At 61.3% G+C, this 3,295-nt stretch carries 4 protein-coding genes; 3 read left to right on the top strand and 1 reads right to left on the bottom strand.

Going from position 1 to position 3,295, the window contains the following annotated elements; all coding sequences use genetic code 11:
• Together IWX65_RS17990 and IWX65_RS17315 are read left to right on the top strand one after the other, a co-directional pair.
• Positions 1–200: hypothetical protein (locus IWX65_RS17990; RefSeq protein ID WP_334683983.1), on the top strand; the 200-nt coding region annotated here is incomplete at its 5' end.
• A 493-nt stretch (positions 201–693) separates the two neighbouring features.
• A complete protein-coding gene (locus IWX65_RS17315) occupies positions 694–1,503 on the top strand; it encodes a YsnF/AvaK domain-containing protein (RefSeq protein WP_196884792.1) in 810 nt (269 codons plus the stop codon).
• A gap of 131 nt (positions 1,504–1,634) precedes the next feature.
• On the opposite strand, the gene IWX65_RS17310 is transcribed toward IWX65_RS17315, so the two are convergent.
• Positions 1,635–2,855, bottom strand: a complete 1,221-nt coding sequence (locus IWX65_RS17310; RefSeq protein ID WP_334683982.1) for a beta-ketoacyl-[acyl-carrier-protein] synthase family protein — start codon at positions 2,853–2,855, stop codon at positions 1,635–1,637.
• Between the two features lie 289 nt (positions 2,856–3,144).
• Between IWX65_RS17310 and IWX65_RS17305 the strand changes: the two genes are divergently transcribed.
• Positions 3,145–3,295 (top strand): FeoA family protein (locus IWX65_RS17305; protein ID WP_196884793.1); only part of this gene is annotated, 151 nt, incomplete at its 3' end.

Genomic DNA, 3,295 nt, shown 5'->3' with positions numbered 1-3,295 from the left:
GATCGGTACTCACTGACCATCGCACGATGGCTCACTACGTCGCCTACGCAACGCTCAACAGCGGAGAACTACACCACTCCACGGGACGTAACCCGCGCGGCACCCGCCAGCACCACACCGCCAGCCAGCCACTGTCATCAACACCTCAGCCCGAAGACCGCGATCCTGCCGCGCGCGCACAACTGAGCGCTTTGTTCTAGGGATTCCACTAAAGATGCCTATCAGCAGCCGCCACATAGCGCTGAGAAAAATCGGCCATATAACTCTGCAACTTACCACCCAGGTTCTATATGGGATTTTTGATGGCGGTTCGTGCTGGAAAAGGTAGAGCGGTGGAGGATCCGCTTACGATACGTGATTTACCGGCGTCGGAGCGGGTTTGCGTAGTGGGTTCGTGGGGGGAAGTACGGTTCGTGCGGACGACTTTGGATCAATCAATGTCAATAGCCGTCTGCACAAACCCGCATCTTCCCATGGACGGAACGAATGACCGATGTCGAGGACATGGGGCTGTTTTCAATAGTCGTGGGCCCGGACTTTTCGGGAGACGTCAGCACGACCCGTGAGGCTCTGGACGGTTAATCCTTGATTCTCTGCGGGTACGGAGAGGATCGTGGGATGTAACCGGGGTAGGTGAAGTTTTCGTCGTACCCTGTTCTAAGTCCGCTGATCTTTCTTCTCGAAAAGGCCATCATGATTACGCTTGAACAGATGCAGGACTCCATGACCACTGGCGCCAACGTACTGACCGAGGACGGCGCAGTGCTTGGCCCCATGGGCCAGCTCTACGTCGACGACGCCACCGGTGATCCCAGCTGGATCACCGTTGCAACCCACACGGTCGGCAGTCCCGAATCCTTCGCCCCGCTTCAGGGAGCCACCCTGAATGGCAAGGATGTCCGCCTCCCTTACACGCATGCCAAGGTATACGACTCCCCGAAAATGTCCCAGGACGGCCACCTCAGCCCCGAGGAAGAGCAGCAGTTGCTGCGCTACTACGGCCTGATCGCCGCAAGGAATGACACCGACGCCGCCCAGCGCACAAGTGCGAACACCGCGCGCGGGAATCGCTCATCGCGACATGAAGGCGACGGTGCGATGACGCGCTCGGAGGAGCAGCTCCGGGTGAGTACCGAGATCCAGGAGACGGAGCGCGTGCGCCTGGTCAAACGCGTGGTCACCGAGGACGTGACGATGACAGTGCAAATCCGGCGCGAGGAACTCGTCATCGAGCGCGTGCCGGTCACAGACAGTACCGCCTATTACGACGACGGCAAGGGCTCCTTCACGGATGCCGAACGCGAGCGACTGTATGCCGCTGTGGAGACCGCCTTCAGCGGCGACGTCGTCGAGCTGGTTCTGTACGAGGAGAAGCCTCGCGTTGAAATGGACGTGGTCCCCATCGAACGCGTCCGGGCACGCCGTGATGTGCAGACACGGGACGAGGTCGTGAGCGGCCAGGTGCGCAAGGAAGTCATCGAAACGGAGCGCATCGAGCCGTAAGAGTCGCGGCGTCGTCGGCACCGGCACGGTCGAGACCAGCAGGCTCGTTGTCGAGCCACGCCCGATCGACTTTGGTGCTCCTTACCCGCTTGGGTTGTGGGACATTTTCTCGAAACAGGGTGAGAGGCTTTTCACGCAGCAGCGATGATGAGGGCCGTACTGTGGCCGCCGAATCCAAAGGCATTGGTGATGGCAGCGGTGGCCCCGGCGCATCCGGTCGTGGTCTTGAGAAGGTTGAGGCTGATCGCTGGGTCGGGATTCTCAAGATTGAGTGTGCCTGGGAGCATTCCTGTCCGGAGGGCTTGAATGGTCACGATGGCGCCGAGTGTCCCCGCTCCTCCCAGTAAGTGCCCTGTCATGGACTTGGTCGAGGTGACAGGCACCTGGTCTCCAATCACAGCAGTGATGGCATTCGCCTCAAGAAGGTCACCGATCGGGGTCGACGTAGCGTGCGCGTGGACGAAACCGATATCCGATGCTGATATCCCCGCTGCCGTAAGAGCTTTGCGCATGACGCGCTGCTGCATCTCCGGGTTAGCTGCCACAATGTCTCCGGCATCGGAGGTGACTGCGCCCCCGGCGATCCGACCAAGAATTTCCGCCCCGCGGGCGCGGGCGAACTCCTCCCGCTCCAGGACGACGATGCCGGCGCCTTCTGCCATCACGAAACCGTTCCGGTCCCGATCGAAAGGCCGGGAAGCCCCCGCCGGGTCACCCTCGCTCGTGGAGAGCGCCCGGAGCTGAGCGAAACCACTGATCGCCAGCTCGTTCACGCAAGCATCGACTCCCCCGGCAACAACGACGTCCACTGCACCCGACCTGATCATTTCAGCACCCTGGGCGATTGCCTCGGCACCTGAGGCACAGGCACTCACCGGAGTGCGGGCACCGCCCTGAGCTCCGACATCAATAGAAACCCACGCCGAAGGACCATTCGCCATGACCTGCGTCACCGTATGCGGAGAAACCCGACGCGGGCCGCCACTATCCAGAACCCGGGTCTGAGCCACAACCGTACCCAACCCTCCGTAACCGGACCCGATCACCACCGCGAGCCGGTCAGGATCAACCGCCGGCCGGCCAGCCTGTGACCAGGCCTCACGCGAGGCGACAAGCGCCAAATGCCCACAACGATCCATCCGCCGGTATTCCCTGGTCGACAGCACAGCAGCGGGATCCGCGGTAACGAGCCCGGCGACACGCACCGGCAGCTTCTGCGCCCACGGTTGATCCAAATACGCGATTCCCGACCCGCCCGCCAACAGCGCGTTCCATGTCTGGGAGACCGTACCCCCGACAGGAGTCATGGCACCCATGCCGGTCACCACCACCCCAGCCGCGTTCGCTATCACAGAAATCCGTCCTCCTACTGTCTACTAATCAAACAACAAAAGCGTGCACCCTGCAGCAACACAGTCAAACATGAAATGAACCCGCCTTCGCGCCCTATAAATTATTGACCTGCCGGCACACAGGGGGCCATGCGCTCGTGTCAAGCGCAGAGGGCGCCTTACCTCCCAGGAGTGACCACCATCTGGCCTTCTACACCGGGCTGACGTCCAGCCAAGTCGCCCACCACCTGGGCATTCCCGTTCCAACAGCGAAAACACGCATCCGGGACGGCATCAAACGACTCGACACCTGCCTCCAAACCAACTGATCCCAACCACGCCGGGCAACAATCCCAAACCGCAAGATGAAGTAACCGTCGTCCGGATCTCCGACGCCGACCCCGCAATGCTCAGATACTTCTCCGACATCGGTCTCACCCCCGATACGCAGCTCACCATCC

This window comes from Arthrobacter sp. CAN_A214 (genome assembly GCF_015751955.1).
Classification (GTDB): Bacteria; Actinomycetota; Actinomycetes; order Actinomycetales; family Micrococcaceae; genus Arthrobacter_D.
This window is presented reverse-complemented; position numbering and strand designations above follow the sequence as displayed.

What these genes read in the sequence shown, in the direction of transcription:
- IWX65_RS17315 (WP_196884792.1), top strand. Translation starts at nt 694, where the DNA reads ATGATTACGCTTGAACAGATGCAGGACTCCATGACCACTGGCGCCAAC.